Genomic DNA, 6851 nt, shown 5'->3' on the forward strand with positions numbered 1-6851 from the left:
GCGATAACGCATGCACGACAATCTTCTCATCGGGCCTGATGCTCATGGCCGCTTCAACCTTCAGATGCTGCGCGCCTTTCAGGGCAAGGGTGCGGTCCAGCGTGGCAAGCACAAGGTCAGCGACGGGGTCTATCTGTCCTGCGACCCCGATGCGGCCATCGGGGGGCGGTATGAGTCAGGCGCCGACAACATGCTGCAGCTTCGCATGCAAGCGTCGGGGAATCCGCGTTGGCAGGCGCTGCATATCGAGCTGGGCGACCTGCGGTTGGGTCAAGCAGCGGTCTTCGGCATCGTGGCGCGCAGCCTGGCTCCGGCCTCGATCACCACGCGGGTCTGCCTGCGGTCCGGCAACGGCGATCATTTCGTCGACAGCTTCTTTCCCAAGACCATGGTGTCCTTTGCTCAGCCCAGCACACATCTGGACGTCATGGACCTTTCCAGCAATCCCGACCTTCCCAAGCAGGCGGAATGGCGCGACCTGATCCTGTTCTTCCGGTCGGGCGATGTCAGCCTGAACCTGCTGGATCTGCGCCTGTTCGCGGTGTGACCCCGTCCATGCCCCAGGGTCAGCTGGCCATCGTCATCCCGGTCTGGAACCTTCCCGACGATCTGACCGCCCTTCTGCGACAGATCGTGCAGATGCGCATCTTTTCGCAGGTCGTCATTGCCGATGACGCATCGGAACCCGATCTTTCGCCGCAGGCCCTGGGGCTGACGCAGATGCTGGCGTCGCTGGATGTCATCTATCTCAGGTCGCCTTCCCAGCAGGGGGCGGGGCATGCGCGCAACATGGGGCTGCAGGCCGTCACCGCGGCGAACGTGCTGTTCTTCGATGCCGACGATCGCCTGTGCGAGGATCTGCCGCTGATCTGGCAGCAGCACCTGCAGGCCGGCTGCCCCGATTTCACGATCTTCCGCCACAGCGATACCCGCGTCGAGGCAGCAGAGGGCCGCCAAGGCACCTTCCCGACCGAAGAGGCGATGTGGAACCGCGCCCTAGGCAACCGCACCACGCATATGCTGTCGGCCCAGGAGCGGGCCGATCTGGTCCTGATCAGCAACTATCCCTGGAACAAGATCTATCGCACCGATTTCCTGCGCGATCATGACATCACCTGTTCCGAAACGCCGGTTCACAACGATATCCGGCTGCATTGGCTCAGCTTCCTGAAGGCGCGCGACATCCAGGCCTCGGCGCTGATCGGCGCCCAGCACGTCATCGGCGAACGCGGTCATCACCTGACCGCACGCAAGGGCGCGGACCGGTTGTGCCTTGCCGGTATCCTGCAAGACCTGACGCATCAGATCCGGGCGGCTCACGGCAATGCAGTGATGGTGCAGCGCTTCATCCAGTTCGTCGACAGCATCTTCCGCTGGAACCTGGCGCAGGTCGAACAGGATCTGGTGCCGGACTTCCGCCGCCTGGCGGTGGACAGCTATCTGGCCTTCACCCCGGCCGAGTTCCGGCTGTTCGCCGCAGCCCAGCCCGACCGTGCCGCCGAGATCGTCCAGTTCCTGCTGTCCGAAGGGGCCTGACATGACCATCAGCTTCATCATCACCACCTACAACATCCGCGACTATGTCGGGACCTGCCTTGACTCGGTCGCCCGCGTCGCGCGCGGCGGAGATGAGGTGATCGTGGTCGACGACGGCTCGGACGACGGCACGGTCGAGGCGATCCGCAGCTTTGCCGAACAGACCGGGTTTCCTGCCGATGTGTCGTTCCGTCCCGTCTACCTGGGCACGAACACCATGGGCGGTGTCGGGATCGGTGCCAATATCGGCATGGCCGAGGCGACGCGCGACACGATCTTCTTCGTGGATGGCGACGACTGGATCCAGCCCGAGGGGTTTCAGCGTGCCCGCGCGCATTGGGCGATGCATCCGACCGACATCCTGTTCACGAACTATCTCGAATACGACCAGCAGGGCGATGCGACCCGCCACCCCGCCGATGCACAGCGTTGGGCGCCGCTGACGAACGGGCTGCCTTTGGACGAAAGCCGCCGCCTTGGGTTGGAGCTGATCGCCGTCCCCTGGCGCAAGTTCTATCGCCGCGATTTCCTGCTGCGGAACGACCTGCGCTTTCCCGAAGGTGATTTCTTCTTCGAGGACAATCCCTTCCATTGGGCCGTCTGCCTGGCCGCGGGCAGCATCGGCTTCGTCAATGCCGTCACCTGCTTTCATCGGATCAACCGTCCCGGGCAGACCATGGCCTCGACCGGGATCGAGCTGACGGCTTTCTTCACCCATTTCGACACGATTTTGAACGGCCTGTCCCGCAAGGATCGGGATGGCATCCTGGGGGCTTGCCGCTGGTTGCTGAACAACATGATGTGGCACATTGGACGCTTAGCTCCAGGGGCGCGGTATCGTTATGGTAAGGCCGCAGCGGGTACACTTCAGCGAATTCCCGACGACATCTGGTTGCAGCTGGCCGCGCAGAACGAAGATAAGCAGATCTGGCCCGTAGCAGAAAGACTGCGCCGAGGCGATATCGACGGCCAAGTGCTTCAATGGCAGAACCAGTCGTTGGAGCGCGCGGTCAACGGTCTGGACCAGCGCTTGCGCGCGTTGGAGGCGGCATCTGCGCAAAGCCGTTCCGTCCTCCGGGGGATGCGTGCGGTAGATAGCTTCGCCAGCATCCAAAAATTGCGTGGCGAATTTAACTAGTTCTTCACGACGATCTCGCCGTCCTGCAATGTCAACAGCGGCGGATTGAAGGAGGGGGCAAGCCCTTTTGCACGTAGTTCGCCCAGTGAACTGCAGAACGCGGGTATATCGAACATTGGCAGATCGCGAATCGCTTGGGGTTCAACGTTCCACCACTCAGATTTCAACAACAGTTGCACGGTGTCTTCATCGAAGCGAGGGCGGATTGGCTTGGCGGGGTTGCCGCCCATGATGGTATAGGCGGGCACGTCTTTGACGACGACGCTGCCTGCCGCGATCACGGACCCCGTCCCGATCCTGATGCCCCCTTTGAGCACGCAATACCCCCCGATCCAGACATCATGGCCGATATCCACATAGCCAAGGTCACGGCTGAATTTCGGTTGCTCAAGCTGGTTCACCACTTCCGGCATATGCTTTGTATGATAGCGCCCGTAGAAGAAGGGATTGGTGGAAACTGCCGCGATAGGATGATTGCCAGAAACGATATTTACGCCTCTTGCAATGCTGCAGTATCGACCAACTCGCATTCTGACTGTATCGCGCGAAGCAAGCGACACTTAGCTGAATGCCCCAAGCGACATCAGGCAACCCTGAGGATGTCTGGAATAGGGTTCAAGCTGCAGGTGGTTTGGGGTGATCACTTCGTGCCCGGCGTGGAACTTGCGCCGAATAGGCCCATCGAAAGGCTCTATCCGATGTTCGTTCAGAAGATTGGCACTGCGCTGCGAGAGTTTCATGAACTTCTTGGCCTGTATACTTTCGTTTCAGCTTTTCAGACAAACTACTATGCCTGTTCAGCCTTGCGTTGCATGATAGACTTCATCTTTTGTGCGAACGCCATGGACATTTCACCCCGAGTGACGATGCGTTCTGCTAGCTTCAACTGCCAAGTAGGAACGATCAGCTGATCTTTCTGGTCCCTCGACTTCTCATACCCGTTTGGTGTCCGGAATAGATGGTCATTGGGCTCGCTGCTATGACGTTGAAAATATCGTCGGTCACGTTCCGCGGAATCCTGGATCTGGTCGAACAGATCTCCATGAACATGGATCAACTTGGAGAACAGCCCATCCTGATTGGGAAACAGGGCCGCGATGATCCCGCGTCTCGCCTTGGTCTTTTGGAAGCCGTGGGTTCTTCGCGCATGATGAAGCAAATGCAGTGCGGTTTCCGAGTAGCGTTCGTTGGCAGCAACCTCGGGGTTGCCACGCGTGATCCCCAGACGCCGGCACAGGACGTCCAGAATATCCGCTCCGTCCCAATCCGCACGCTCGATCGAAAGCATGTCGAAGGGGTTGAACGGCGCATGAAAGCGAAGCCGTTCGACAAAGGCGGAATAGCTGAAGAAATCGAAGCCATGCCGCATTCGGAAGTTCATCGCAAAAGCCTGAATGTCGTTGGCCCGAGATTTCATGAAAGCTTCGCCTGGCGTGCGGAACATGCCGCCTTTCAGGAACTGAGCGTATACCGATTCGACGAATGGAAAGGGATTTCTGAACAGGATCATGATACGCACATTCTCGACCCCGAAGCGTACGTTCAATGCGTCAACTATGTGGCCGGTGATTTCGCAATCCCACAAAGAATTCACAAACTCCTCAGATGAGATGAGGATTCGGTCGCAATCGGCAGCCGCAGCCTCCCGGGCGATTTTTTCGATAGCGGTGGGGATTTCGACCGGCTGAAGATTGTGAAGCGGGCGGTGGCTGAAATAGCCGGTATCTTCGCGGCAGGTCATCGGATAGCACAGCCCCTCAGAGCGATGGAGCCCATCATTGCGGTGCAGAAAGGATTGCAGGGCAGTGGATGCACATTTGGGCATCCCGACGTGCAGATAAACAGTGGTCATTCAACTTCTCTTGCTTGGACTGCGGGTGTATGTGTCCGCAGTTCGGTCATGCCCTTGCCGACAGGCAGCATCGAGTCCCCATAGTCGCCGTCCTACGATGCTGGCGGATCGTATCTACCCTTTCTTTATGAAGGATATAGGCGCTGGTCTCAATGTTCCGGCTTGCCATTTCGCCGTAATCGTGTGGTGCAGTTTAAACCGACATGGCAACGGGATCCGTGACAAGTGATAGGCTAGGCCGTGCCGGTTGGCAGATATCGCCGACGAAATGGCGGCCCTACGCCGATCTACGTTTTGGGCGCCTCCCATTCTGTAGGGAGGAATGGGAGGGTGGGGGCACTTGCCGCCGACGCACGGATGCTCTCCAAAAGTGAAAACATCTTGGTCGTGGTCCTTTTCGCACATGAGTGCTTCTGTGCGCCATCAATTTGAGTGACCTGCCAGCAGGCGACGTTTTCATCGGGATCCATGGTGTCACCGACGCGCTTTACATCCACGAGGCCTGCTCTGCCCCCTTAGAACTGGACCGTTGCAAGCTGGAGTTTTCGGTCACTCTTTCTTGGTTGGGAGGGGAGTGGAAACGCATGAAAGCATCGAAGTCCACGGACGCGCAAAAGGCGTTCATCTTGCGGCAAGGTGAAGGCGGGATGCCGGTTGCCGAGATCTGCCGAAAGGCTGGGATCAGTCAGGCGACCTATTTCAACTGGAAGAAAAGATATGGCGGGCTGCTGCCCGACGAGATGCGCCGACTGAAGCTGCTTGAGGACGAGAATTCGCGGCTAAAGAAGAACGTTGCGGATTTGACGCTGGACCGCGAAATGGCGAGCGTGTGAACGCCATCGGTCCGAGTGAGCACGCGAACGGACGTCATCCGGCGAAAGCTCTGAAGCCGGAACGGTCGCGTAAACTTGTCTGTGGTATGTGCGCAGATTGGGCGGTCTCGATCCGCAGGGGTAGCCATGGGTGCGCCATTGGTCCGAGCAGCCATGACGACGGTGCCCTGCGATTGGACTGCTTCAGCTACCAATACCAGTCCCGCCGCACGGATCCGGCAGCGTGTGACAGGCGCGGATCAAAGATATCTGTGAAACGCGTGTTCGATACGGATATCGAAGCGTGCATATTGTCCTTGATCGCGAGAGCTGGCGCCACAGTATCGAGAAAACCTACAGTGTTTACAGGGTGACCTGCGCGCCGGAACGTCCCTCGGTTTAATGTGGAGTTTGCTCCACGACGAAGGAGCAGACGACATGAGGGAAAGCCGCTTCACCGAGGCGCAGATCATTGGGATGATCAAGGAGCTGGAAGCCGGAATGGCGACGGCGGAGGTCTGTCGCCGTCATGGGCTCAGCGCGGCGACGTTCTACAAGCTCAGGGCCAAGTATGGCGGCATGGACGTGTCCGATGCCCAGAGGCTGAGGGCGCTGGAGGACGAGAACGGCAAGCTGAAACGGCTTCTGGCTGACGCGATGCTCGACAACATCGTGCTCAAGGATCTTCTGGGATCGAAGCCATGGGACGCCACTGGTCCAAGGACCATGACTGAGGCCTGACGACACCGAACGCGCGGCGGGACGCAGTGCTCAAGGCGATGCGGGATCACGTCATCTCGCAACGCCGGGCCTGTGTCTTGGTCGGTGTCGATCCGAAGACGGTGCGGCGCGAGCACGCGCCCGACAACCCAGAGATCCGCAAGGCAATGCAGGAGATCGCGGCAGTGCGTCGCCGGTTCGGCTATCGGCGGATCGGACTGCTGCTGGAACGCAGGGGCATGCTGATGAACTCGAGGAAGCTGTATCGGCTCTATCGCAAGGAAGGGTTGTCGGTCCGACGCAGGCGGGGCCGCAAACGGGCCCGTGGCACACGCACGCCGATGCCCCTGGCCCTGATGCCGAACCAGCGCTGGTCGCTGGATTTCGTGGCGGACACGTTCGGGGCGTCGCGCAAGTTCCGGATCCTTGCGGTGATCGACGATTGCTGCCGCGAGAACCTGTGTCTGGTCGCCGACACCAGCCTCTCGGGCGCAAGGGTTGCGCGCGAGCTGGATGCGCTGGTCAGGGTCTACGGCAAGCCTGACTGTATCGTCAGTGATAATGGGACGGAGTTCACCAGTAGGGCCATTCTGATATGGGCCGAGCAGAACGACGTCGCCTGGCACTACATCGATCCCGGCAAACCGCAGCATCGAGCCATGTGTCCGCCACTGGTCCAAGGACCATGGCGAGGGCCTTCATCGAGTCGTTCAACGAGAGCCTGCGTGACGAACTGCTGAACGAGGAGATCTTCGACACCCTGGATGACGCCCGCCGGAAGATCGCCCTCTGG

5 protein-coding genes and 2 pseudogenes are annotated in these 6851 nt (G+C 59.5%); 5 read left to right on the forward strand and 2 right to left on the reverse strand.

Translation table 11 applies throughout. The features are described from left to right. Nucleotides 1-10 precede the first annotated feature (10 nt). From DDE75_RS17215 to DDE75_RS05340, 3 genes are read left to right on the forward strand one after another with little or no spacing between them, the layout of a single operon-like run. Nucleotides 11-547 carry a hypothetical protein gene (locus DDE75_RS17215; RefSeq protein WP_162798907.1) on the forward strand — a complete coding sequence of 179 codons (537 nt, stop codon included), beginning with the start codon at nt 11-13 and terminating at the stop codon, nt 545-547. 8 nt (nt 548-555) lie between these two features. Beyond that, nucleotides 556-1536, forward strand: a complete 981-nt coding sequence (locus tag DDE75_RS05335; protein ID WP_162798908.1) for a glycosyltransferase family 2 protein — start codon at nt 556-558, stop codon at nt 1534-1536. Between the two features lies 1 nt (nt 1537). Further along, entirely contained in the window at nt 1538-2674 is a 1137-nt protein-coding gene (locus DDE75_RS05340) for a glycosyltransferase family 2 protein (RefSeq protein ID WP_108501310.1), read from the forward strand. Here the strand turns inward: DDE75_RS05340 and DDE75_RS05345 are convergent. Together DDE75_RS05345 and DDE75_RS05350 are read right to left on the reverse strand one after the other, a co-directional pair. Then, complete coding sequence (locus tag DDE75_RS05345; protein ID WP_162798909.1) at nt 2671-3075, reverse strand: CatB-related O-acetyltransferase; 405 nt, start codon at nt 3073-3075, stop codon at nt 2671-2673. The genes DDE75_RS05340 and DDE75_RS05345 overlap by 4 nt on opposite strands. Before the next feature lie 386 nt (nt 3076-3461). Continuing rightward, nucleotides 3462-4526 (reverse strand): hypothetical protein, encoded by a 1065-nt coding sequence (locus DDE75_RS05350; protein WP_162798910.1) that lies wholly within the window; start codon nt 4524-4526, stop codon nt 3462-3464. A 584-nt stretch (nt 4527-5110) separates the two neighbouring features. Here DDE75_RS05350 and DDE75_RS17605 point away from each other — a divergent pair. Next, nucleotides 5111-5708, forward strand: a pseudogene (locus DDE75_RS17605) (transposase); the annotation flags it as partial. A 68-nt stretch (nt 5709-5776) separates the two neighbouring features. Continuing rightward, nucleotides 5777-6851: pseudogene (locus DDE75_RS05360) on the forward strand (IS3 family transposase); the annotation flags it as partial.

The organism is Paracoccus indicus (assembly GCF_003056335.1).
GTDB lineage: Bacteria > Pseudomonadota > Alphaproteobacteria > Rhodobacterales > Rhodobacteraceae > Paracoccus > Paracoccus indicus.